The 873-nt window shown below is 60.7% G+C and carries 1 protein-coding gene; it reads right to left on the bottom strand.

The features are described from left to right. The coding region (locus X965_RS18760) for an AAA family ATPase (protein ID WP_036419860.1) at positions 1–873 on the bottom strand (873 nt) is incomplete at both ends.

Here is an 873-nt window from a genome sequence, read left to right as displayed (position 1 = left end):
CCTGCATAACCGTAGTCAATGTGCCGGTCAGCAGGCTCCGCCGGGTTAATCCGGATACTGTCCTGCCCGTCCGTCAGGGTCAGGGTGCCGTCATCGTGTATCTGACTGACGGTGCGGGTGCTGTTGACCACCCGCCCCCGGTTACGGTCGGTACGGGTAAAGGTGACTTTTTCCCCTTCGGCCATCTCACGGGTTTCAGACCGGAACACCTGAATATCCCGCGAGCTGTTCTCAAAGGCGGAGAGCGGGATATCCCGCTTATCCGCATCCCGCAACATCACCACACCGTCCGCTTTGTCACCCTCCGTGACTATCAGGGTGTAATAGGTATCACCGGCGAGGACGGTTTTGCCGTGATGTTCTGCCAGCCCCGCCACCGAATGCAGGGACGCCGTCTGTGTCTTTTCCTGCACCAGTACCGGTATCCGGATTCTGCGCACGTCCTGCCCGGCCGTCAGAGCCTCATGCACCCCGGCGTTGACCGCATTCCTGTCCTCGTTGGTCTGCACCACTATCAGGGTTTTTTCCCGGGCTTCCGGTGTCCGGCTGCTGTAGTCACGGACAATATCCCTGATAACCGCGCCATTTTCTGACTGCTGCACGGATTTCTCCGGTACCTCCGCACCGGGAAGGCGCGGCACAATGTCCGGGGACACGTTTTCCAGCAGATCGGCCGCCTGTTTCATCTGCCCGGCAATCACCGCCTCCACCGCCGGTTTCAGTGCCGGTGTCTGGCGGACAATTTCCTTCATGATGGCCGTATCCAGCGCAGAGCGGGTCTGTGCCAGTTCAAACGGCGTACCGCTGTCAATCGCCTGCTCCTGCGCAGTATCCCCGCTCTTGACCGCACGGCCGCCCCCTGCCTCAATCACT

The organism is Morganella sp. EGD-HP17 (assembly GCF_000512315.2).
Taxonomy (GTDB): domain Bacteria; phylum Pseudomonadota; class Gammaproteobacteria; order Enterobacterales; family Enterobacteriaceae; genus Morganella; species Morganella morganii.
The sequence above is the reverse complement of the archived record's forward strand: the minus strand, read 5'-3'. Positions and strand labels throughout refer to the sequence as shown.